Here is a 22223-nt window from a genome sequence, read left to right on the forward strand (position 1 = left end):
GCTGTTCGGTTGAGCCTGTTGCCAGGCGTGCAAAAGTCCCAACGAATAAAAGCCTCTGTCAAACAGCGTCAGGCTGTTATTAGGTATGCTTGATATCAGTTCAGCGGCTAAACTCATTTCACTGACAGCAACAGAATCAAAGGCACTGTTCAATACCAAGTGGCTACTTAACTCCATCATGCAAACCATGCGAATTTGAGGATAGGCAGCATCACCAGAAGCGTTGGCGGTTTTGGCGAACACCTGATTGTTTTGCTCACTATCAGGTGTTCGCCATACGATACCATCGACACCGTAGAGGTTGAGCCCACACCAATGCGGATGTTCTGCTCTTTCATGCCAGGTCTTGGCACTTCGCTTAAACACATCCTGAACAACGTCAGAGCCCAGCCGCTTGCGCGCTTGCGTGACAGCACTGCGCGCAACGTAATCCACCTCTCGAGGTAAGACGATATCAAGCTTATTGATGAGAGAGCGGACGGATTCGCCTCTGAACAGAGCCATACCAATCACCGCCCAAATCATGGCATCCATAGGTAACTTACGTCGCCTTAAACTGGCAACACCATGTGAATCAAGGCACGACTGAATTAAATCGGGCTCAAGTACATCGGCCAGACAGGTGAATTCGGTAAGACGGTTGATATGAGTACGCGCCAAAGCTTCTGAAAGTTGCATAAAAAAATCCGATGACATGGGTCATCGGATTTTGATCCTTTCAGTGAGATCGTCAAGCGATCTGTCTTAACTGATCGGCATTAGGCATTCGCGGGCCTTTTCAATGAAATAACGCTACGAAGCAGCGCCTGTTACACATACTCCCTAAGCACTTCCCGGCCCAACGTCAGCACCTGCATCTCTTCCGAGCCGCCGGAAACTCTGTCGACCCGCAGATCGCGCCAGAAACGGCTGATGCGATGCTCGCCGGTGATCCCCTGGCCGCCAAACACCTGCATGGCATTGTCAACCACATCGAAGGCCGCCTTGGAGCAGTAGAGCTTACACTTGGCGGCATCGCCCGGGGTCATCTGGCCGTTGTCGGCCTTCCAGGCGGTGTGATAAATCATGTTCTTCATGTTGGTGAGCTGCACCGACATATAGGCAAACTTTTCCTGGATCAGCTGTGTCTTGGCGATCGGCAAGTCAAACTGTACCCGCTTGTTGGCATAACGGGCGGCATCTTCGAAGGCGCAATAGGCGCAACCATAGTTGCTGCAGGCTATGAGGAAACGCTCCAGATCAAACTCCTTCTTCACCCTGGCAAACCCGTTGCCTTCGGTACCGAAAAAGTCCTTTTCCTCCAGCTCTACATTGTCGAACTCCACCACACAGCAACTGTCCATCTTCAGTCCCAGCTTGGGCAAGTGGCTGACAGAGATCCCCGGTTTACTCATGTCGACAAAAAACTCGGAGAAAATCGGTTCGAAGCTGGCGGAATCTTTGGCCATCACCACCAGGTAAGGGGTCTCGGCGGCACTGGTGATATAACATTTGGTGCCATTGAGGTAGACCTTTCCCTTCTTTCGGGTATAAGTGGTCTGCAGGCTGCGTACATCCGAGCCGGCATCCGGCTCGGTGACCGCCGAGTTCCACACCTGTTTGCCGGTACCTATATAGGCCATGATCTTGTCGATCTGCTCCTGGGTGCCTTCCTGCAATATCGTGGGAAAACCCGCCATCTGATAAAGCACATAGGTTGGCGCACCGAGACGGCCTAACTCTTCCCAGATCAAGGCCAGAGTCACCAGACCGGCATCGCTGCCACCGTATTCTTCCGGAAGCAGCAAACTGTCCAGCCCCAGCTTGGCCAGCTCTTTGACAAAACGTTCAGGATATTCATTGTTGTCGTCGCAGGCGGAGAAATAGCGCTCCCAGTCCTCCTGTGACATCAGGTCTCTTACTCCTGCAATAAATGCTTCTTGTTCGTTTGTCAGTCGATAGTTCATCGATACCTCAGCAAGTTTTCATCAGTAAGCAGGACGCCTGTCTAAACTCTGCGACAGGTACCTACGGCAGTATAACCCCAGGCATATTCGAGTCAATCCAGATAGAAATGCTGGAACATGGTCAATATTATAGAAATTAGCCCGCAATCCCTTTGAGCTATTTCACAATAATCCAAGTGAAATAGATTATTGAACAATAAGGTATAAATTTAAAGCCTGAAGCAATCCATTTAATTAATTTAAATATAAAATCACAGAAAATAATTTTTGATTTATTGAGCAATATCAATCAATAGAATCCATCGACAAGTAAACTCAGTTTATAGTTATATAATTGTGGAGATATAAATGGCTCAAAATGTAAACTTCAAAATTATTCCTGTAACTCATTACAAACAAAATGCCTGTATTGTTTGGCAAGATGGTTGCAACAAGGCTGCTGTAATAGATCCAGGTGGTGAAGTAGAGAAGATAACAAGTTTTATTGAAGACAATAAACTGGAGCTGGATAAGATACTCCTGACCCATGGCCATATCGATCATATCGGCGCGGCCAGATTATTGGCCAAGAGTTCATCTGCCGAAATACTCGGCCCTCATAAGGATGATACTTTTCTGTTTGATATGTTGCCGGAGGAATGTCGTCTATATCAATTTCCCCACTGTGATGTCTTTTATCCAGACCGCTTTCTTGAGCAGGATGACACTATTTGGGTCGGCGAGTTACAACTTCAGGTGATTCATTGCCCGGGCCATACACCAGGCCACCTGGTATTCTTTGCCCCGGCGGCCAAGTTGGCCTGGGTTGGCGATGTGCTATTCAGACACTCCATAGGCCGCTGCGATTTTCCCGGCGGGAATCACACGGCGCTGCTGGATTCCATCAAGAACAAACTCTGGCCGCTGGGGGGAGATACCTGCTTTATTCCCGGTCATGGCCCCATGTCTACTTTTGCTGAAGAGCGGCGCCACAACCCTTATGTCGCCGACCGTTGAAGCCGCTGCCGCCTCCCATGAGGCGGCGATTTCCTAGTATTTGATAATCAGTGCTTTACAAATCCTGNGACCGTTGAAGCCGCTGCCGCCTCCCATGAGGCGGCGATTTCCTAGTATTTGATAATCAGTGCTTTACAAATCCTGCAACACTGGTGTCCGCCAGGGTCATGCCACGGGTTTCCGGTGCCAGCAAGATGGAAACCACCAAGCCCAACAGTGAAATACCGGCACCGGCCATCATGGTCCAGGAAACGCCATAAGCGTTCATAAACACAGGCAAGGCATAGGTCGAGAGTATGGTGCCTATACGGCTGAAAGACATCACGGCACCCACGGCCGAAGCGCGGATATCGGTAGGGAACAGCTCATTGGGGTAGAGCCACTGCAAGATCCCAGGGCCTCCGGAGCAGAAGGCGTACATGCCAAAGGCCGCAATCACTACCCAAATACCTGGAGAGGAAACCAGCCCCAGCATGGCCAGTGACAAGGTCATCATGGCAAAGCTGATGATAAGCAGTGGTCGACGGCCCATGGAATCCAGCCAATACATGGCCGGAATACAGCCTATGATAAAGAAGGTACTGATAATAATGTTGCCAAGCGCCGAGTCTTTGCCATCGTAAAAACCCAAGGCCCCGACTATCTGCGGCCCAAAGGTGTAGATGGCAAACATGGGAATGATCTGGCAGGTCCAAATTGTGCCGATAAAGATGATCATGGTGAAGTTGCGTTTTTCGAACAGCTTACGATACTGGGTATCGATCTTCTCTTCCGCTTCAATATGAATATTGCCGCCAAAGTACTGTTGCATAACTTGTTTGTACTCGGCGATACGGCCCTTGCGCAGCAGCCAGCGTGGCGACTCGGGTAGATGGAAACGCCCAAGCAGAATTACCAGACAAGGTATCAGGCCGCTGCCGAGCATCCAGCGCCAGCCCCCTTCAACGTCATAAAGCAGATAACCCACCGCATTGGCCGCAGTAGCGCCCACATACCACATCAAGGCTATGAAGCCCATGGTAAAGGCCCGCTTCTTGGTTGGGGAAAACTCGGCCACCATGGAGGTGGCAATGGGGTAGTCAGCTCCTATCACTACCCCGATAAGGAAGCGCATCACCACTAACTCTATCGGCGATGAGACGAACATAGTGGCGACAGATAACACGGCTATCGCTATGATATCTATTAGAAACATTAACTTACGACCGAATAGGTCGGCGATGTAACCAAAGAGTGCGGTACCGACAAATAGGCCCACCAGGGTAGATGCCCCAACCAGGCCTATCCAGTTGGCATCCAGCTGCATTTCAGGGATCAGTTGCTCAAGCGCCAGGCCAATAATGACCAGAATATAACCGTCGAGGAAGGGACCACCACTGCCCCAAAACATGATTTTCTTATGTAATGGCGTAAACTCCATTTCATCGAACTTTTTAGCTTTCATATGCTAATCTCTTATATTAAACCAATAAACATGGTTGATTTATTCGTTCACAAAATGTGCCATTAATCTTCAGCCTGATTTCTCAGCCGAGAAATACTGAATAAAAAATGGGACTAAAACAAATCTGAAGCTCAAAAGTGAGAAAACGGTTACAGTTAGCAAACTACATAAGTCGCAGACAAATCTTTAAACAGGTTAAAAGTTAAAACAAATAAGAGCACAGCGCTTCAAGTTAAGCATTATCAAAATCTGTTTATTCAACAGGGCTAATAACATTAAAAGTGTATGCTCTCATTTTGCACAATCGAGCTCGTTAGAAAACTAACTTAAATTCAGATTTAAGGTTTTCAAGCGGCACTAGCCATAACGATATTCAATCCCGAATGTACCTCTGGGATATTCCCATTTCTTGATAATGGTTTCACCGCAAAGCATTTTACAGGTGCCACATTCCAAACAACCGGCAGAGTCAAATTTAAGGCTGCCGTCGTCCTGAATTTTATAGAGTCCTGCTGGGCAGGCGTTAACCAACTTACGGAATTCATTGATATCCGGGTTTTCAACAAGCTCAATATGTGGATGTCCCTCATCGACATAGAACTTGTTCACCCCCAATTTCACATCAACATTGACTGGCTCGCTCATATCGCTGTCATCCCCTTAATACCATCTTTAATCAGATTCATATAACCCACTTCTTTGGCATGCTTCATCAGGGTCTTGCGCAGAGGTTGCGAGGCGCTGCCATCTATGGTGAACATCTCCTGCATAATATCGGCGACCAGCTTGGGATACTGATTGAAGATCCTTGGGTTCTCCATAAAGGCGGGTAATTTCTGGTACAGCTTGAGATCTTTCATGATAAAGCTGTTGTCCAGCAGTGTTTGATAGGCACCGAGTCCGGCGGCACTGAAGTCATTCTTGGCCTTGGCGGCAAGTACGGCTCTGGCGGCGGCCTCACCGGATGCGATAGCCAAGTCCATTCCGCGAACCGTATAGCCCACGTTAAGACAGAAGCCTGCCGCATCCCCGGCAATCAAGACACCGTCATCCACCAGCTTGGGCAGCATGTTCAGTCCGGCCTCGGGAACCACGTGGCCTGAGTACTCAAGTAATTTGCCGCCTTCAATCAAAGGCTTGATCGCCGGATGATTCTTGAAGTCTTCCAACATCTGCGGCACTGTCTTGGAAGAGGTTTCTATGTGGTGCAAGCCACAAACAATCCCCAAAGAAATAGTGTCTTTATTGGTGTAAAGGAAGCCCCCACCCAAGAGACCATTGGAGGGTGAACCGGCAAACAGCCAGGCAACGCCTTCATCACCACTGACATTAAAACGATCCCGTATCTGCTGCTCTGACAGGGCGATTAGCTCCTTGGCTCCGACCGCCATGGCACTGGATTGCACCTTGGGCTTAACCATGCCGAGCTGTTCCCCCAGAAGAGGGTTGACCCCTTCAGCCAGAATCACTGTCTTGGCCAGCAGTGAGTCGCCATCGGCCTCCACCCCTATGACCTTACCGTCTTCCTTGAGGATTTTTTCAACCCGAATACCGGTAATAAACTGAGCACCGGCTTCCTCGGCTTGTTCGGCCAGCCACTGATCGAAAGTGCCCCTGAGCAGAGTATAAGATTCCTCTACCTGCTCCTGACCACGGCCGTTGTGATAGTCCAGGGTTACTGCAGTATCATCAGTGAGAAACGATACTTTTTCCTTGGTAACCTTACGCTCCAGCGGTGCCCGTTTGGCAAAATCGGGCATAATCTTTTCCAGGCTGTGGGCGTAGAGTCTACCACCAGTCATATTCTTGGCCCCGGCATAGTTGCCGCGTTCAATCACCAGAACATCGGCGCCCTGACTGGCCAGGACATAGGCAGCAACGCAGCCGGCGAGCCCGCCTCCCACTATGATTGCGTCAAATGCATCTTCTGACATGCTGATCCTCTCTTGAATTCGAGACTACCGGCCCCTTGAGCCGGTAGCCGGGCCAGATAGTTAGCCTTTGAAGCTGTTCAGCAGGGCTGGAACTATCTTGTTGATATCACCGACAATGCCGTAATCCGCATACTGGAAGATGGGGGCATTCTTGTCTTTGTTGACAGCAATAATGGTCAGGGAGTCGTTGACGCCAACCGTGTGCTGGATCTGACCGGAAATCCCTATGGCCATATAGACATCAGGCTTGATCATCACACCTGAAACCCCAATGTAGCGCTCACGCTCCATCCACTTTTCAGTTTCGGCAATCGGACGGCTGCAGCCCAGTTCGGCACCAACCTTGGCGGCCAGCTCTTCAATCAGCTTCAGGTTATCCTGCGAACCTATGCCATTGCCCACACCGATAACGCGCTTGGCCTTACCCAGGTCGATATTGGATTTTTCCTTTGGCCGACGTGCCAGGCAACGAATGCCATTGGCTGGGGCAACAAATTCCAGAGTGATCGTTTCGGCGCTGCGGCCCGCTTCTTCGGCTGGCAACCCCTTGAAGGCGCCGGCGGCTAGGGTCACCACAGCAATTTGAGAGGTGATCTTCTCTGCGCCGATGGCTAGGCCACCGTAGACCAGGTGCTTGGCACCGACATGGCCTTCGCCATCGATTGTGAGTTCGGCGGCATCATTGAAAACCCCGGCACTCAGGCGCACACCCAGCTTGGCGGCCAACGCCTTGCCGCGGCGGCTGGCTGGCAGCAAGACCAGGGACGCCTGCGCTTCGGCTTCAATCGCCTTGGCCATGGTCAAGGCGTACTCTTCCACTATGCGGCTTGAGTCCTTCTCGCCCAGGTGATACACCTTGTTTGCGCCCAATGCTGCAGCCCTGGCAACCTCATCGGCACCACCCAAGACGAATACAGAGACACTGTCACCCAGTTGCAGACCGGCGGCCATCACTTCGGGCAGACGAGCAGCCTCGCTGCTGAAAACCCAAACATTTGCTAGCTTGTTCATTTCATCCCCCTCAATTCAACACATTGCCAATATGGCCGACAAACTCGGCAACCTGGCCTTCATCATCACCCTCGATAATGATCTGCTTGCGGGCCTTCTGCTCAGGCGCAGTAATAGACACCAGCTCAACCAGTTGTGGGATCTCTTCCAGCGCCAGATCGGCATAAGCCAACTTGTTGACCGGCTTTTTACCTGCGGCCAGAATGGCTTTCATTGAAGGGATTTGAGGTTCGTTGATATCGGCAGAAACCGCCAATACGGCAGGGAGCGACAACTCCAGCTCTTCAACTTCATCGTCCAGTTCGCGCTCGACCCGGACCACACCATCGGCAACTTCCAGAATCTTGCTGACACCATTGATGCAAGGCACTTGCAGCAATTCACCGAGTAGCAAGCCTACCTGCTGAGCATAGAGGTCACCGGAACCGTCACCGCAGAGGATCAGGTCATAACCTTCCTGCTTGGCGGCAGCAGCCAAGACTCGGGCAGTTTGATGGGGCAGCGCCTGCTCCAGCTTGGGATCGCAAACCAGGGTCAGCGCGTCCGGGCCTCTTGAGAGGATATCTTTGCAAGCTTTGGGGGCGGCCAGTGCATCTGCGCCTATACTCAACGCCGTAATGCTGCAATCACTCTGGGTTGCCTTGATTTGTACCGCAGCTTCAACGGCACACAGATCGAATTGGCCTATCTTTTTGTTTACATTACTTGTATCTACAGGAAGGTTGGGAATGACTTTGATATCCTGCTCTTCCGGGACAAGCTTATAACATGCAATGATCTTCATCTTATCTCCAGTCTAAGTATCACTATAAACATTCGTCTCTACTGGTTTACATTCCTTAACATTGGTGATCGGAAACCCATAATTAATAAAATTTCAGGCTTGCATCACACAAAGTCGCACCCTCCTTGGTAACGAAAGGGAATAAAAGTCCACACCCATTTAGATATCAACATGGATAATAGATTAGTTCACCTTAACCAAATTTAGAGTTGCTTAATTGATTATCAGATTAATTAAATAAACCTCTCACAATCCATCAGCGTCATTTTATTAATACAAGCTATTTTCAATTAAGACCAAACAAATTCGTTTGTTGAGCCACTTTTTGTGAGCAATATCCAATTTTTCAACCAAATTAAACAAAACCTGATTATATAACGACCTTCAATGGTTCATTTTTACCGTTTTTATTGATTTGCATCACACATTTTCGAGCAAGGTAACAATCCATTGACCAAAAGTGTGATGCGGGAATGTTTTTTTATTCATGACCGAAACCATAATCGGTTCAAATTAAAAACGGAGGGTGGTTAATGAATAAGTTTAAGCTAAAAAATCTAAGCTTGATGTTATTAGGATTAACGCTTAGCGCGCCAAGTTTGGCGGTGGACATCAGTGGTTCAATAAGAGCGAACTACAGCATTAAAGATTTTAGTGACGCTTCAAAAGCTACGGGTGGTGATTTCGATTTCAACACCTTGGGAATAAAACTCTCCCAGGATTTTGAAAACTATGGTTTTGTCGCCGAATATCGTTTTGCCGATGGTTACGACTATCTTAAAAACGGTTATGTCTATTGGAATGCCTATGAAGATCTGACCCTGCAGCTCGGTGTGGTCAGCAAGGCATTCGGTAATAAGAACTTTGCTTCCCATAACTGGTGGTACAGTCTCAACTACTACCTTGGCTTCGAAGATGACTATGGTGTTGGATTCAATATCAACCATAAATTCAATAACTTCGAAACAGACTTTTCCTTCATCCAGAGCTCTCTCTACAAGGGCAGCGACTATCGTAACTTCGCTGGTACCATAGGTTCGGGCACCATAGACGGCACAACCTATAACAACAAGGAATACAACACAGTCAGCTTGCGCGAAAGCTACAGATGGGAAAATGACAACTGGCAGGTGCTCTTGGGAGCCTCCGTTGAATACGGCCAACTTTATAATCCGGTGGCCGATGAATCAGGAGACAACCTCAACTATGCCGTACACCTGGATACAAAATATCGTGGTTGGGGTGTACAACTTCAATATTTGAAATATGACTTTGATCAATATGATGATGGCCAAATAGATACTTCAAAAATTGGTGTTGGCGCAGTTAATGGCTTCTATGAAGTGGCAGCCAAAGGCGACATCATGACATTCAACCTGTCAAAAGTGGTCGATACCCAATGGGGTGGCCAATTCACCTTCTACAACGACTTCAGTATTTTGACACCAGATGAATCCAACTTTGACGATTCAGTACTGAATAGCACTGGGGTTTCTCTTTCATACAAACAATTCTTTGTGTACGTCGATTATTATCATGCCAAAAACGTTGTGTGGTTGGGTGACAATAGTCTGGGCCTGAAAGACAGCAATAAGGAGTGGAATGGTCGATTCAACATTCACTTGCAGTATTGGTTTTAATAACTGAGCTATTTAGCCAGTAGCTCAAACCCAAATCATTTTTTATTAATCTGGGGTTTTTAATTAAACCTCACGGGCTCACCTTTCCTGAAAATCAGTTAAAGACTTTTGGGTATGGAGAATTTTGATGAGTGAAAATAAAAAGATCAAAAAGGCCGGTATTGAAGCGAAGATATTTTTCCCTTCACTATTGGTAGTGATCCTTCTCTCCTACTTTACTGTGAGAGACCTTGATGCCGCCAATGAAGTAATCAGTGCAGTCTTCCATTACTTAACCCACAGCTGGGGTTGGGCATTTGAATGGTACATGATAGTCATGTTGGCCGGCTGGCTCTGGTTGCTGTTTGGTCCTTATGCCAACAACCGCCTCGGTAATGAAGAACCTGAATTCAGTACCGGAAGCTGGATCTTCCTGATGTTTGCCTCCTGTACTTCAGCCGCCGTGCTGTTCTGGGGCTCGTTGGAGATCTACTACTATGTCAGCTATCCCCCATTTGAACTGGAACCTTTGTCGGTAAAGGCCAAAGAACTTGGACTGGCTTACAGTCTGTTCCACTGGGGACCGCTGCCATGGGCCGGTTACGCCTTCTTCTCCGTGGCTCTGGGTTACTTCCTGTTCGTGAAGAAAATGGACGTGGTACGCCCAAGCGGCACCCTCTATCCCATCATGGGCAAGAAGTGTGAAGGCATCATAGGCACCATAATAGACAACATCTATGTCGTCGCGCTGATCCTGGCCATGGGTACCAGTCTGGGTCTGGCGACACCTCTGGTTACCGAATGTATTCAGTATCTGTTCGGTATTCCGCGCACCATAGAAGTGGATGCCACCATTATTTCAGCCTGGATCATCTTCAACGCCATTTGTGTGGCCTTTGGTCTGCAAAAAGGGATCAAGATTGCCAGTGACCTGCGTAGCTACCTGAGCATCATCATCCTCGCCTGGGTACTCATCATTGGTGCCACCACGTTCACAGTGAACTACTTCACCGATTCCATCGGGGTATTGCTGATGAACATGGGCCGCATGCTGTTCTACACAGCCTCTGTCAGTGACAGCAGCTTCCCTCAGGACTGGACTGTGTTCTACTGGGCCTGGTGGGTAGTTTACGGCATCCAGATGTGTATCTTCCTGGCCAAGATCTCCCGCGGCAGAACCGTGCGTCAGCTGTGTCTGGCCATGGTAGGTGGTCTGACAGCTTCCACCTGGTTGCTGTGGACCATACTCGGCAGTAACACACTTAATTTGATGAACGAAAATATCGTCAATATGCCTGCCCTGATTGAACAGTATGGTGCCGCAAGAGCCATTATTGAAACCTGGGCCGCTTTGCCTATGAGCACCATTACCATGTGGATGTTCTTTATTCTGTGTTTCCTGGCAACAGTAACATTAATTAACGCCTGTTCTTACACCTTGGCCATGTCTACCTGTAAAGGGGTTGATGCGGATAATGAACCACCGGTTTGGGTTCGTGTAGGTTGGTCTGTATTAGTCGGTGTTATCGGCATTGTTTTGTTGGCTTTGGGCGGATTAAAACCACTGCAAACAGCCATTATTGCCGGCGGTGCGCCTCTCGTTTTCGTGAACATAATGATCATTATCTCATTCTTGAAAGATTCACGAAAAAATAACTGGAAGAGTTGATCGGATTATAGATTCACCTCACACCTTACTTTGAACAAATGTATTTATATAGGGGACTTTTCATGGATTATCGTTTAACTGATGAGCAGGAATTATTTGTTAAAGGTGTTCGTGACTTAATGGAGAGAGAAAACTGGGAACAATATTTCTCCGAGTGTGACGAAAATAGTCAATATCCAGAAAGATTTGTAAAAGAACTGGCAGAAATGGGCATAGATAGTCTGTTATTGCCGGAAGAGTTTGGTGGCTTCGAAGCCGGACTGATGACCCTGGCGGTTATCTGGGAAGAGCTGGGCCGCCTCGGTGCCCCCACCTATGTCCTGTTCCAACTGGCCGGCTTTACCACAGTACTGAAACACGGCACCCAAGAGCAGATCGACAAGATTATGGCTTTCCTGGGTACCGGCAAACAGATGTGGAACTCCGCCATCACCGAGCCTTCAGCCGGTTCCGATGTTGGCAGCCTGCAAACCACCTATACCCGCCGCGACGGCAAGATTTACCTCAATGGTACCAAGTGCTTTATCACCAGTGCCGCCGGTTGCCCCTTCCTGGTGGTGATGGCCAAAGACTCAGCTTCCGAGAAACCTGTGTTCTCCGAGTTCTTTGTCGACATGACCAAACCTGGCATCAAGGTCAGCAAGCTTCCCAAACTCGGCCTGAAGATGGACAGCTGCTGCGAAGTGCAATTCATCGATGTTGAGCTGGAAGAGAAAGACTTCTTCGGCACCGAAGGCAACGGTTTCCTGCGGGTGAAAGAAGAATTCGATGACGAACGTTTCCTGGTGGCCTGCACCAACTATGGCACGGCTTACTGCGCCTTCGAAGATGCCGCCAAGTACGCCAACCAAAGGGTACAGTTCGGCGAGGCCATCGGCCGTACCCAGCTGATCCAGGAGAAGTTTGCCCATATGGCCATCGAGCTGAACAACATGCGCAACATGATCTATCACACCGCCTGGAAAGCCGACAACGGCATCATGACTTCAGGTGACGCAGCCATGTGTAAATACTACTGCGCCAATGCCGCCTTCCGGGTGGTTGACCATGCCATGCAGGTCTTCGGGGGTTACGCCATTGCCGGTGAGCACCGCATCAGCCGCTTCTGGCGCGATCTGCGGGTAGACAGAGTTTCCGGCGGTTCAGACGAGATGCAGATCCTGACTCTGGGTCGTGCTGTGCTGAAAGAGTATCGCAACAGGTAGTTGCCCATGAGTACCGGCCGGGTTCGCCTAATCTCCCTGCTCCCGGTGAAACCGGCCGGTCGGTATGGCGCAGCACCATCTGCGCCATCAATGCCAAGAATCGATAGAAGGAACAGATCATGTCACATCATTTAGCTATGCCAACATTTGGCCCTCTCTCGGGTGTCAGAGTCGTGTTCTCCGGCATAGAGATTGCCGGCCCATTTGCCGGGCAACTGTTTGCCGAATGGGGCGCCGAAGTTATCTGGATTGAAAACGTGGCTTACACAGACACTATCCGGGTGCAACCCAACTATCCTGAGCTGTCACGCCGTAACCTGCATGCCTTGTCGCTGAATATCTTCAAGGATGAAGGGCGCGAAGCCTTCCTCAAGCTGATGGAAACCACAGACATCTTTATCGAAGCCAGCAAGGGTCCGGCCTTCGCCCGTCGTGGCATCACGGATGAAGTCTTGTGGGAACGCAACAAAAAGTTAGTTATCGCTCACTTATCAGGCTTTGGTCAGTACGGCACCGAGGAATACACTCACCTGGCCGCGTATAACACCATAGCCCAGGCCTTCAGTGGCTATCTGATGCAAAACGGCGATGTCGACCAACCCATGGCGGCCTTCCCTTATACAGCTGATTATTTTTCAGGTATGACAGTAACCACATCTGCGTTGGCAGCCCTTTACAAGGCGCAGCAAACGGGTGTTGGCGAAAGTATCGACGTGGCCATGTATGAAGTTATGTTACGCATGGGCCAGTACTTCATGATGGACTACTTCAACGGCGGCAAGATGGCACCACGCCAGTACAAGGGCCGTGACCCTTACTACGCCGGTTGTGGTCTGTACAAGTGTGAAGACGGCTACATAGTGATGGAAATGGTCGGTGTCACCCAAATTGAAGAGCTGTTCAAAGACATAGGCCTTGGCCACCTGCTGCACACGGAAACGGTACCGGAAGGCACCCAGCTTATCCACCGCATCGAATGCCCACATGGACAAGAAATTGAAGATGCACTGGAGCGTTACATAGGCCAACGCACCATAGAACAAGTGCGCGAGCGCTTCGCCGAGCTGAAAATTGCCTGTGCCAAGGTACTCAGCGCCGAAGATCTTGAGTCCAATCCTCAGTACATCGCCCGAGAGTCTATCACCCAATGGCAAACCATGGACGGCCGTACCTGCAAGGGTCCCAATGTGATGCCCAAATTCAAAAACAACCCAGGCCAGATCTGGCGCGGCATGCCAAGCCACGGCATGGATACCGATGCCATTCTCAAAGATATCGGTTATGACGAAGCTGCTATCCAGGAGTTGGTGAATAAAGGGCTGGCCAAAATCAAGGGAGAAAAATAACTCCTGAAGTCGTGCGAAGGCCGGCATTTACAGGCCTTCGCTGCATAACCCGTTTTATTGAGCAAGGTGTCAAATGGATATAATAGCTGGACAAGATTTACGTCAGACCTGGGATGATCTGGCCCTCAACTATGGAGAGAAAACGGCGCTTATCGTCGAAAACCTTCAAGGGCTGGCCCAGGAATACAGTTATGCCGGGCTCAATAAAGAGATCAACCGCACCGCCAACCTGTTTCATTCGCTGGGAGTCGCCAAGGGCGACAAGGTGGCGCTGCATATCAACAACTGTGCCGAGTTCATCTTCTGTTGGTTCGGTCTGGCCAAGATAGGCGCCATCATGGTGCCGATAAACACCCATCTGCTGCAGGAAGAAACCGCCTATATTCTGGACAAGTGCGCTATCTCTCTGGTGGTTACCAGCAGTGAGTATCAATCACTCTACAGCGGCTTGCAGCAAGATCCCGGTTCACCGCTGCAGCAGATACTGCTGATAGCCGACGAGTCGGCCACTGCACCGGCCAGCATTCTCTATTTCCACCGCCTAAGGCTGGCACAACCCGATGAACTGCAACACAGAGTGCCATTGAGCAGCAGCGATGTTGCCGAAATCCTGTTTACCTCGGGTACCACTTCCCGCCCCAAGGGGGTGGTAATTACCCACTACAACCTCAGATTCGCCGGTTACTACACCGCCTGGCAATGTGCCCTCAGGGACGATGATATCTACCTGACTCCCATGCCCGCCTATCATATCGACTGCCAGTGCACCGCAGCCATGGCGGCCTTTTCGGCGGGAGCCACCTTTGTGATGCTGGAAAAATTCAGCGCCCGCGCCTTCTGGGGTCAGATATGTAAGTATCGTGCCACTGTCACTGAGTGTATCCCGCTGATGATCCGCACCCTGATGATGCAGCCTACAATGCCCTGGGAGAAACAGCATTGCCTGCGTGAGGTATTGTTCTACCTCAATCTGTCAGATCAGGAAAAAGACGCCTTCGTCGAGCGCTTTAACGTGCGCCTGTTTACCTCATACGGCATGACAGAGACCATAGTCGGCGTCATAGGCGACCGCCCAGGTGACAAGCGGCGCTGGCCCTCCATCGGCCGGGTCGGCATGGGCTATCAAGTGGAAATCCGCGATCAACAGGGGCGCCCGCTACCTCCCGGCGAGACCGGGGAGATCTGTATCAAGGGCGAACCGGGCAAAACACTGTTTCGTGAATACTACAAATTGCCGGAAGAGACCGCCAAGACACTCTCGGCCGACGGTTGGCTGCACACTGGCGACTCAGGCTACGTCGATGAGGAAGGTTTTTTCTATTTTATCGATCGCAGCTGCAACATGATCAAACGCTGCGGCGAAAATATCTCCTGTGTCGAACTGGAAAACATTATTTCCGAGCACCCCAAAATTGCCGATGTCGCCATTATTGGGGTGAAAGACTCAATTCGAGATCAAGCCATCAAGGCTTTTATTGTCTTGCATGAAAACCAAACAATTACCGAAGAGGAGTTCTTCGAATATTGCGAAGAACATATGGCTAAATTTAAAGTTCCTTCTTTCCTTGAGATCAGAAAAAGTTTACCGAGAACTTGTTCGGGGAAAATAAAAAAGAAGAGTCTTTGCTAACAATCAGCCAAACAAATAAACCGAATTAAAATTTTAAGCCTTCAATATATCGAAGGCTTAAAAAGCAAACCGTAAAAACCAAAAAGTATTTGGTAAGTTGCTTATTACCAATAAATGTAATAGCTGGGTAATATCTGCTTAAGCCATAGATAATTGTGGCCTTAGGCTGGCGATAAGCGTTAACTGTATTTCGCACATACTCAGTGATATTTTAATCCAGATGGAGTATTAGCATGAACGAATCGTTACACATACGCCGCAATGGCCATATTCTGGAAATCACCCTGGATCGCCCCAAGGCCAATGCCATAGATGCCAAGACCAGTTTTGCCATGGGTGAAGCCTTTATCGCTTTCCGTGATGATCCGGAACTGCGGGTGGCAATTATCACCGGGGCCGGTGAGCGCTTCTTCTCTGCCGGCTGGGATCTGAAAGCCGCCGCCGAGGGTGAAGCCCCGGATGCCGACTTTGGTCCTGGTGGTTTTGCCGGTCTGACCGAGCTGTTCGATCTGGACAAGCCTGTTATCGCCGCCGTCAACGGTTATGCCTTCGGTGGTGGTTTCGAACTGGCCCTGGCCGCCGACATGATAGTCTGCAGCGACAACGCCAGCTTCGCCCTGCCGGAAGCCAAACTGGGCATAGTACCGGATAGCGGCGGCATGCTGCGCCTGCCCAAGCTGATCCCGCCTGCGATCGTCAACGAGATGATGATGACCGGCCGCCGCATGGATGCCCTGGAAGCGCTGCGCTGGGGCATAGTCAACCGGGTAGTGGACAACAGCCAACTGATGGAAACCGCCCGAGAGTTGGCGCAGGAGATCACCCAGAGTGCTCCTCTGGCCATCGCCGCCCTGAAAGAGGTTTATCGCACCACCAGCGAAATGCCGGTGGAAGAAGCCTATCGCTTTATCCGCAGCGGCCAGCTGAAACACTATCCATCCGTATTGCACTCAGAAGACGCGCTGGAAGGGCCGCAGGCCTTTGCCGAAAAACGCGATCCTGTCTGGAAAGGCAAATGATTTAAGGAAAGCACGCCAACCGGGACAAGGATGTCCCACCCTCAAGCCAAACAGGAAAATGCCATGAGCTGTTATGCATTTGAAGGTCTGATCCCTGTTGTCGACCCCAGCGCCTTTGTTCATCCCAGTGCCGTACTGATAGGCGATGTGATAGTCGGCGCCAATGTCTACGTTGGCCCTCATGCTTCCCTTCGCGGTGATTATGGTCGGCTGATCCTCAAGGCCGGCAGCAATCTGCAGGATGGCTGCATCATGCACGGCTATTGCGATCAGGACACCATAGTCGCCGAAGATGGCCATATCGGCCATGGCGCCGTGCTGCACGGCTGCATCATAGGCCGCAATGCCCTGATAGGCATGAACAGTGTGATCATGGATGGCGCCGAGATTGGGCCAGACAGCATAGTCGGCGCCATGAGCTTTATCAAAGCCGGTTTTCAGGGGCAACCGCGGCAGTTACTGGCAGGCTCTCCCGCCCGATATATCCGCGATGTCACAGAGCAAGATCTGCACTGGAAACGCCTCAATACCCAGGAATATCAGGCGCTGGTGCCGCGCTGCTACAACGCCCTCCGGGAAGTGAGACCGCTGACACAAGCCGAAGCCAACCGTCCCAGGCTCAAAGGAGTCACAGAGGTGACCTACAAGGCCTGATCCCCTTGCTGAATGGAGTACCAATATGCCACTCAATCCCCAGGTTGAAACCTTCCTGCAGCAAACCTATGCCGCAGGCTTTACGCCCTATGAAGATCTGGTGCCCGACGCCGGTCGTCATCAGGAACACAGCGATATTCCCCCGGCCAGGCCACCGGAAGATATGACCGCCGTTGAACACAGATTTATTCCCGGCCCTACCGCCGACCTGCCGGTTAGGATTTACCGCCCCAAACACAGCGAACAACCCCAACCGGCGCTGATCTACTTTCACGGCAGCGGCTGGATGGTATCCAACATAGAAATCAACGACCCTTTCAGCCGGGCACTGGCCAAGAATTGCGGCGTAGTGGTGATTGCCGTCAATTATCAAAAGGCGCCGGAGCACAAGTTCCCCATCCCCATGGATGACTGTTACGCGGCGACCCTGTGGGTATTCAAACACGCCGAGAGACTGGGACTGGATCCCAAGCGAATCGGTATCTTCGGCGACAGCGCCGGTGCCAATCTCGCCGCTGCAGTGGCATTGAGGTGCCGCGATGAAGACTCGGCAGATCTCGCCTGCCAGGTGCTGGTTTACCCGCCGGTGCAGTACGGCTGGCACACGGCCTCGGCGGAGAGATACGCCACAGGTTTTTTGCTGCACAAGGACAGCATGAAGTACTACTGGAACCACTATCTACGTAGCCCAGCCGATGCCATTCATCCCTATTGTTCCCCTTTGCTGGCAACCGACCACAGCAAGCTGCCCACTACCTTACTCTACTGCGCCGAATGCGACCCCCTGTGCGACGACAGCCGTCTGTACGCCGACAAGTTGGCGACTTCCGGCGTAGCCGTGCACTATCAGCGCTACCCGGGCACGATTCACGGCTTTATCAAGATGTTGGGAGTGTTCGATCAGGCCGATGAGTTCCAGCGCGATGTCGGCGCCCAAGTAAGAGAGTTGCTGACGGTCAAGGATTAACAACCCAAGCGCCTGATTTTGGCACCCCTGAAATTGGGCACCCAAACAGCCACCATAAATCACCACCTCCATGGGAGGGGTTTAAGATTGACAACAAAATGCCCGGCTCGATGCCGGGCATTTTTATCTCGATGGGGTCAGGTTTGAAATTGGCTCACTCAGGCCGCCGGGCAGAGCTGCGCCTGCAGTTCTGTTTCCCCGGTCAAACCACGATAACCCTTAATCAGCCTGCCCTTACTGTCCAGCAATAACAAGATAGGTGTTGCCGGAATGCCGCCCATGTCCCTGACCAACTCCAGTGGCGCTCTATAGGCCTCAAACGGAAAGTTGAGGCGGAACAGCGCCCGTTTCAGGGCGAGTTGATTACCATTGACGCCGAGCGCCACCGGCTGCAGATGACCAGGGCACAGCTGATGTAACTTTTTCAGCACCGCCGCCTGCTTAACACACCAGGGGCACTCGGGCTCAAAGAACATCAACACAGCACTCTGGCCCTCGAGATGTGCCAGCGTCTGCTGCTCTTGCCCGCGAAGGGGCTGGAACAGATAGTCGCGGGTCAGCTGTGAGGCCTGCAACGGCATGGCACACAGCAGCAATAATCCCAGGGCCAGGCGCTTCATAATCAGAACACCAGTTTCATGCCGGCATAGATCTCTCTGCCACGCAGCGGACCATAGATGTAACCCACATCGAAGGCGCCTTCGGCGTCATAGAACAAGGGGCTTTCCTCGTCACCGGCCTGGGTATAGTCAAACAGGTTGCTGACCCCGGTATAGAAGGACAGGTTGTCGTTGAACTGATAGCTGGCACGCAAGTCCAGGGTAAAGTAGGACGGCGCATCGGTACGCTTCTTCGAGTCGGGATCCACCTTACCGTTGGCATCCAGGCGGTTATAACCTTCATAACCGTACTGCGACAGATCGCGGCTGCCAATCCACACCAGGTTGGCGAAAAATTCCCAATCGTTGACGTCCCAATCCACGCTCAGGGTCACCCGTTCCTCGACCGGTGCCACGGCATAGGAAGACTTGAATACCGAATCATAGTCGAAGTGCTCGCCGGTAAGGTTAACAGTCAGATCATCGGTCAGGCGATAGCCAAGGGCGATGTCTGTGGTCACCACGCTGGCCTTCTCATCCAGCTGGGTCAGCAGCGGGATCCCCTGGTCGTTGGTGGTCAGCGCCGCCAGGTGCTCGACTTCAGTCCAGGCCACGGAAGCCGTAGAGGTGAGTCTGTCACCCTCGTAGCTCAGGGCATAGTTCACCGAGTTGGAACGTTCCAGCTCGTCGATGTCGATATCGAACCCCAATGAGCCATCCAGAATGCCGTGATCAGTCTCGAAGAATGACAGCGGCGCCCGATAGCCACGACCGGCAGACAGACGCGAAGTCCACAGCTCATTGTGACGCAGGCGGATATCCACTCTGGGCGAGAGTATTGACTCGTCCAACTCTGTGCCCGGCTTGCTGGGGTCGGTAAAGTCGGCAGTGATGCTGTCGTAACGCAGCGCCATGGCGACTTCGAGGGCATCTGTCACCTGCCAGGTATCCTGCAGGTACAAGCCCTTGACGTCATAGTCAAAAGAGTCGGAGACATAGTCAGGGTTGGCGCTGCCGGCGCGGGAGTGGGAGCGCATCTCTTCGGTACGCAGATCGGCGCCGAAGGTCAACAAATGGCTGTCGTTGAGCAGGTAGTTGAATCTGGCGTCGAAGAACCACATCTTGTCATCGGCGGTATAATCGAACCCCTCGTAGAAGGAATCCTGCTTGTGCTCGGCATAGCTTACCGCCAGGTGCATGTTCCAGTCGTCACTGAACTCCTTCAGCCAGGCAAGCGATGCCTCGTTGCGCTCTGTCTTGATCCACTCTGTGGTTTCCCAGGCCTTGCCCTTGTAGCGCTTGCGGATATCACCGTCTTCAAACAGCTGCTGCGGCTCACTGGGCTTATCATCAAAGCCTGAGAGTACACTGCCTATGCTGGAAGCTGTGCCATCGGCAAAGTTGCTGCCCAGCATGGGGCCACCGAAGATCTCCGACTGGATATTGGCAATTCGCAGCACCAGGTTGTCAAAGTCGCCGATATCCTGGGAAATTCTGGCGGTTACGCTGCGGTTTTCCTGCAATGGCGCCTCGTTGACCTTATTGTCATCGGCGTCGAACTGATCTCTGTCGTCATACTGAGCCACCAGCGTCGCCCGGGTGCGGCCGTCTTCACTGACGCCCTTGCCAAGGAAGCCCACTTTGCGATAGCCATTTTCACCGGCGGCGATATCCAGCTCGGCACCGTTTTCGGTCGGCTCATAGCTGATGATGTTGATGGTGCCGCCAATCGCCTCAGGGGCAATCAGTGAAGCACCGGCGCCGCGGGCCACTTCGATGCGTTCAATCCCTGTGGTAGGAATGGCATCGACGGCGTAATAACCGGAAATCATGGTATGCACCGGCAAACCATCCACCAGAATCGTGGTTTGCTCCCCTTTCATGCCGTTGAGCATGATGCGTTTCACACCACACATGGAGCATTCGTTGGAGACTTTTACCCCGGGAGAGTTATCTATGGCTTCCGACAGGTTAACGGCATTCTTGTTTTCTATGATGCTGGCGTCTATCACCTCTGTCTTCATTATGGTGTTGGCCAGGGTGCCGGCTTGCTCCAGCCGCTGCCTAACCCCTACCACACTCAAGCGCTCCATGTTTTCTGCAGCCGGCTCCTGCGCTTCTTCTGCTTCTGCCGCCATCAACTGCGGGCTCAACAGGGCCGCCAAAACAACTGCCAGATAAGTCGGTTTCACTCAGATATCTCCCCAAATCAACAAAGTTGCGTAATATTATACGAATGAGAATAATTATCAATTGACTTAGATCATGTTTTTAACAGCAGCTCTAAAGGTGTATCAGCATCCCCTAAAGGTATTAACTGGTGGACGGCGGTTTTTCTCGACAGTGCAGAAATGCCCAAGGCCCGCATAATGGCGGGCCTTGGGTTTAAAAATGCTTTAAGTAAGATGCGGATCAGCTACAGAGTTGCCTTTGCAGTTCACTCAGTGAACGCACCTCGATATGGGGCTTAATCCCTTCGGGTGCCGCCTCGCCCTTAACGTTGAGCCAACAGGTATCCAGACCGGCTTGAAGGCCGCCGAGAATATCCGAATGGGGGTTGTCACCCACCATCAATACCCGCTTACGCTCGGGTTGCTGCATCTTGGCCAGCGCATGCTCGAAGATACCCGGATCCGGCTTGGCCAAGCCGACCTCTTCTGAAATAACCAACAGATCAAAGTGTTCGGCAAAGCCGGTCTTTTGCAACCGCACCTGCTGCAGCTCGGTAAAACCATTGGTGATAATCCCCAAGCGGGCACGGCCCTTGAGGCTATCAAGCAGCTCGGCAGCACCGGGAAGCGGCTCACAGATATCGGCCATTGCCGTCATAAAGGCACTGTTGAGTTCAAAAGGTGTGCGCCCGAGACGTTTGGCCCAATGGCTGAAACGGGTCAGCTGCAACTCGCTGGCGCTGATCTTGCCATCCTGATAGGCCACCCACAGCGGCGCATTGGTTTGCTGATACTCGGCATAGTCGGCATCGCTGAAATCCACTCCCTGACGGGAAAACATCAGCTTGAGCCCCCGCGGCGCATCGAACTGAAACAGGGTTTCATCGGCATCGAACAATACCCACTGGTAAGCCTGACTATTAGAGTACGGCATTCTTCTCTCCTGTTTCCCCATTCTTCTTTAAACCCAAAACCATAACCCGAAAACACAGTGTTATGCAGAACACAAGCTGCGGATTTTACGCTCTGGTGTCGGCGGCGTCCAACCCGCTGCCGCCAGGCGGGTTTGCACCTTGGTCGCCAGGCGCTGCAGTATCACACCGGCCAAGGTCAGCGCCTTGATAGATTTTTTGCAGCAAAAGCGAATGCATAGGTGGGAACACGAATAAATAACCGATAATTTTCCATTTGATTTAAAAGGAATAATATCCATACTGGCAGCGTCTCTA

The 22223-nt window shown here is 51.3% G+C and carries 20 protein-coding genes; 9 read left to right on the plus strand and 11 right to left on the minus strand.

The features are described 5' to 3' along the window. Positions 1–696 (minus strand): IS4 family transposase (locus tag CX650_RS05580; protein ID WP_208622105.1); only part of this gene is annotated, 696 nt, incomplete at its 3' end. Positions 697–809: 113 nt separating this feature from the next. Then, complete coding sequence (gene caiA, locus CX650_RS05585) at positions 810–1946, minus strand: crotonobetainyl-CoA dehydrogenase (protein WP_028780099.1); 1137 nt, start codon at positions 1944–1946, stop codon at positions 810–812. A 348-nt stretch (positions 1947–2294) separates the two neighbouring features. Here caiA (CX650_RS05585) and CX650_RS05590 point away from each other — a divergent pair, with 348 nt between their 5' ends. Beyond that, positions 2295–2942 carry an MBL fold metallo-hydrolase gene (locus tag CX650_RS05590; protein WP_101095237.1) on the plus strand — a complete coding sequence of 216 codons (648 nt, stop codon included), beginning with the start codon at positions 2295–2297 and terminating at the stop codon, positions 2940–2942. A 124-nt stretch (positions 2943–3066) separates the two neighbouring features. Here CX650_RS05590 and CX650_RS05595 read toward each other — a convergent pair whose 3' ends face one another. The 5 genes from CX650_RS05595 to fixA form a co-directional block, all read right to left on the minus strand. Next, positions 3067–4386, minus strand: a complete 1320-nt coding sequence (locus CX650_RS05595; protein ID WP_028780097.1) for an MFS transporter — start codon at positions 4384–4386, stop codon at positions 3067–3069. Positions 4387–4743: 357 nt separating this feature from the next. After that, the gene (locus CX650_RS05600; protein WP_025010089.1) at positions 4744–5031 is read right to left on the minus strand and encodes a 4Fe-4S dicluster domain-containing protein; all 288 of its coding nucleotides are present in this window, start codon (positions 5029–5031) and stop codon (positions 4744–4746) included. Then, positions 5028–6320 (minus strand): FAD-dependent oxidoreductase, encoded by a 1293-nt coding sequence (locus tag CX650_RS05605; protein ID WP_101095238.1) that lies wholly within the window; start codon positions 6318–6320, stop codon positions 5028–5030. The genes CX650_RS05600 and CX650_RS05605 overlap by 4 nt, the downstream gene beginning before the upstream one ends. Positions 6321–6380: 60 nt before the next feature. After that, a complete protein-coding gene (locus CX650_RS05610; protein WP_101095239.1) occupies positions 6381–7331 on the minus strand; it encodes an FAD-binding protein in 951 nt (316 codons plus the stop codon). A gap of 10 nt (positions 7332–7341) precedes the next feature. Next, entirely contained in the window at positions 7342–8115 is a 774-nt protein-coding gene (gene fixA / locus CX650_RS05615) for a putative electron transfer flavoprotein FixA (RefSeq protein ID WP_101095240.1), read from the minus strand. A gap of 533 nt (positions 8116–8648) precedes the next feature. Here fixA and CX650_RS05620 point away from each other — a divergent pair. The 8 genes from CX650_RS05620 to CX650_RS05655 all read left to right on the plus strand — a co-directional run bounded on the left by CX650_RS05620 (position 8649) and on the right by CX650_RS05655 (position 18224). Then, positions 8649–9755 carry a hypothetical protein gene (locus CX650_RS05620; protein ID WP_157822996.1) on the plus strand — a complete coding sequence of 369 codons (1107 nt, stop codon included), beginning with the start codon at positions 8649–8651 and terminating at the stop codon, positions 9753–9755. 127 nt (positions 9756–9882) lie between these two features. After that, a complete protein-coding gene (gene caiT / locus CX650_RS05625; protein ID WP_101095242.1) occupies positions 9883–11403 on the plus strand; it encodes an L-carnitine/gamma-butyrobetaine antiporter in 1521 nt (506 codons plus the stop codon). A gap of 62 nt (positions 11404–11465) precedes the next feature. Further along, entirely contained in the window at positions 11466–12608 is a 1143-nt protein-coding gene (gene caiA / locus CX650_RS05630; protein ID WP_025010094.1) for a crotonobetainyl-CoA dehydrogenase, read from the plus strand. Positions 12609–12727: 119 nt separating this feature from the next. After that, entirely contained in the window at positions 12728–13954 is a 1227-nt protein-coding gene (caiB, locus tag CX650_RS05635) for an L-carnitine CoA-transferase (RefSeq protein ID WP_101095243.1), read from the plus strand. A 73-nt stretch (positions 13955–14027) separates the two neighbouring features. Then, positions 14028–15584, plus strand: coding sequence for a crotonobetaine/carnitine-CoA ligase (gene caiC, locus CX650_RS05640; RefSeq protein WP_101095244.1), 1557 nt, complete (start codon positions 14028–14030; stop codon positions 15582–15584). A gap of 233 nt (positions 15585–15817) precedes the next feature. Then, positions 15818–16603 (plus strand): crotonobetainyl-CoA hydratase, encoded by a 786-nt coding sequence (gene caiD, locus CX650_RS05645; protein ID WP_101095245.1) that lies wholly within the window; start codon positions 15818–15820, stop codon positions 16601–16603. 30 nt (positions 16604–16633) lie between these two features. Next, complete coding sequence (caiE, locus tag CX650_RS05650; RefSeq protein ID WP_229800140.1) at positions 16634–17257, plus strand: carnitine operon protein CaiE; 624 nt, start codon at positions 16634–16636, stop codon at positions 17255–17257. 25 nt (positions 17258–17282) lie between these two features. Then, positions 17283–18224, plus strand: coding sequence for an alpha/beta hydrolase (locus tag CX650_RS05655; RefSeq protein WP_101095246.1), 942 nt, complete (start codon positions 17283–17285; stop codon positions 18222–18224). A gap of 158 nt (positions 18225–18382) precedes the next feature. Here CX650_RS05655 and CX650_RS05660 read toward each other — a convergent pair whose 3' ends face one another. The 4 genes from CX650_RS05660 to CX650_RS19995 form a co-directional block, all read right to left on the minus strand. After that, positions 18383–18844, minus strand: coding sequence for a TlpA family protein disulfide reductase (locus CX650_RS05660; protein ID WP_096142479.1), 462 nt, complete (start codon positions 18842–18844; stop codon positions 18383–18385). A 2-nt stretch (positions 18845–18846) separates the two neighbouring features. Next, complete coding sequence (locus CX650_RS05665; RefSeq protein ID WP_101095247.1) at positions 18847–21015, minus strand: TonB-dependent receptor plug domain-containing protein; 2169 nt, start codon at positions 21013–21015, stop codon at positions 18847–18849. Between the two features lie 220 nt (positions 21016–21235). After that, the gene (gene yjjG, locus CX650_RS05670) at positions 21236–21928 is read right to left on the minus strand and encodes a pyrimidine 5'-nucleotidase (protein WP_028780088.1); all 693 of its coding nucleotides are present in this window, start codon (positions 21926–21928) and stop codon (positions 21236–21238) included. 60 nt (positions 21929–21988) lie between these two features. Beyond that, positions 21989–22207, minus strand: coding sequence for a hypothetical protein (locus CX650_RS19995; RefSeq protein WP_157822997.1), 219 nt, complete (start codon positions 22205–22207; stop codon positions 21989–21991). Positions 22208–22223 lie beyond the last annotated feature (16 nt).

Origin of the sequence: Shewanella indica, from assembly GCF_002836975.1 — a bacterium.
Taxonomy (GTDB): domain Bacteria; phylum Pseudomonadota; class Gammaproteobacteria; order Enterobacterales; family Shewanellaceae; genus Shewanella; species Shewanella indica.

What these genes read in the sequence shown, in the direction of transcription:
- caiA (WP_028780099.1), bottom strand. Translation starts at nt 1,946, where the DNA reads ATGAACTATCGACTGACAAACGAACAAGAAGCATTTATTGCAGGAGTA.
- CX650_RS05590 (WP_101095237.1), top strand. Translation starts at nt 2,295, where the DNA reads ATGGCTCAAAATGTAAACTTCAAAATTATTCCTGTAACTCATTACAAA.
- CX650_RS05595 (WP_028780097.1), bottom strand. Translation starts at nt 4,386, where the DNA reads ATGAAAGCTAAAAAGTTCGATGAAATGGAGTTTACGCCATTACATAAG.
- CX650_RS05600 (WP_025010089.1), bottom strand. Translation starts at nt 5,031, where the DNA reads ATGAGCGAGCCAGTCAATGTTGATGTGAAATTGGGGGTGAACAAGTTC.
- CX650_RS05605 (WP_101095238.1), bottom strand. Translation starts at nt 6,320, where the DNA reads ATGTCAGAAGATGCATTTGACGCAATCATAGTGGGAGGCGGGCTCGCC.
- CX650_RS05610 (WP_101095239.1), bottom strand. Translation starts at nt 7,331, where the DNA reads ATGAACAAGCTAGCAAATGTTTGGGTTTTCAGCAGCGAGGCTGCTCGT.
- fixA (WP_101095240.1), bottom strand. Translation starts at nt 8,115, where the DNA reads ATGAAGATCATTGCATGTTATAAGCTTGTCCCGGAAGAGCAGGATATC.
- CX650_RS05620 (WP_157822996.1), top strand. Translation starts at nt 8,649, where the DNA reads ATGAATAAGTTTAAGCTAAAAAATCTAAGCTTGATGTTATTAGGATTA.
- caiT (WP_101095242.1), top strand. Translation starts at nt 9,883, where the DNA reads ATGAGTGAAAATAAAAAGATCAAAAAGGCCGGTATTGAAGCGAAGATA.
- caiA (WP_025010094.1), top strand. Translation starts at nt 11,466, where the DNA reads ATGGATTATCGTTTAACTGATGAGCAGGAATTATTTGTTAAAGGTGTT.
- caiB (WP_101095243.1), top strand. Translation starts at nt 12,728, where the DNA reads ATGTCACATCATTTAGCTATGCCAACATTTGGCCCTCTCTCGGGTGTC.
- caiC (WP_101095244.1), top strand. Translation starts at nt 14,028, where the DNA reads ATGGATATAATAGCTGGACAAGATTTACGTCAGACCTGGGATGATCTG.
- caiD (WP_101095245.1), top strand. Translation starts at nt 15,818, where the DNA reads ATGAACGAATCGTTACACATACGCCGCAATGGCCATATTCTGGAAATC.
- caiE (WP_229800140.1), top strand. Translation starts at nt 16,634, where the DNA reads ATGTCCCACCCTCAAGCCAAACAGGAAAATGCCATGAGCTGTTATGCA.
- CX650_RS05655 (WP_101095246.1), top strand. Translation starts at nt 17,283, where the DNA reads ATGCCACTCAATCCCCAGGTTGAAACCTTCCTGCAGCAAACCTATGCC.
- CX650_RS05660 (WP_096142479.1), bottom strand. Translation starts at nt 18,844, where the DNA reads ATGAAGCGCCTGGCCCTGGGATTATTGCTGCTGTGTGCCATGCCGTTG.
- yjjG (WP_028780088.1), bottom strand. Translation starts at nt 21,928, where the DNA reads ATGCCGTACTCTAATAGTCAGGCTTACCAGTGGGTATTGTTCGATGCC.
- CX650_RS19995 (WP_157822997.1), bottom strand. Translation starts at nt 22,207, where the DNA reads ATGGATATTATTCCTTTTAAATCAAATGGAAAATTATCGGTTATTTAT.